Origin of the sequence: Halorubrum sp. SP3 (assembly GCF_005435195.1) — an archaeon.
GTDB lineage: Archaea > Halobacteriota > Halobacteria > Halobacteriales > Haloferacaceae > Halorubrum > Halorubrum sodomense.
In genome coordinates this window covers 1-565 of record NZ_SGTU01000268.1, presented here as the reverse complement: position 1 = coordinate 565, position 565 = coordinate 1, and the positions used below count along the sequence as shown (strand labels likewise).

General features: G+C 64.1%; 1 protein-coding gene. It reads left to right on the top strand.

Annotated elements, in window-relative coordinates; all coding sequences use genetic code 11:
- The coding region (locus EXE42_RS16520; protein ID WP_137707013.1) for an ABC transporter permease at positions 1-480 on the top strand (480 nt) is incomplete at its 5' end.
- Positions 481-565 lie beyond the last annotated feature (85 nt).

The following is a 565-nucleotide window of genomic DNA, read 5'->3' as shown; positions in this document are numbered from 1 at the left end:
TTCGCGATCTTACCACCATCGGGATACGTGAACCCGGCGGTCGACCCGATCGCCGGCGTGAAGCACGTGCTATTGCCGGCGCTCTCGCTCGGCTTCGCGCTCATGGCGCACCTCACCCGGATGACGCGTTCGTCGCTTATCGAGGAGCTCAAGTCGGGGTACGTCAAGCTCGCGCAGTCGAAGGGGATTCCAGACCGCGACATCGTCTACCGCCACGCGCTTCGGAACGCGTTCCTTCCCGTGTTAACCGTGATCGGGCTCCAGATCGGCTTCCTGTTCAGCGGGATCGTCATCATCGAGCAGGTGTTTGCGTATCCCGGACTGGGGCGACTCGCGTTCCAAGCGCTGTTGAACCGCGACACCACGCTCATCCAAGGGTCGGTGTTGACGATCGCGACGGTGTTCATGCTCAGTAACCTCGTGGTCGACCTCCTGTACGCGGTCTTGGACCCGCGCGTCCAGGCCGGGGGTGGCGCCTGATGGCGACCCAGAACGCCGACGGGACGCGGTGGTTAAACGACGCTCGCCGCCGCAAGATCGGCGAGCTGTTCGACCGGTACCGGTC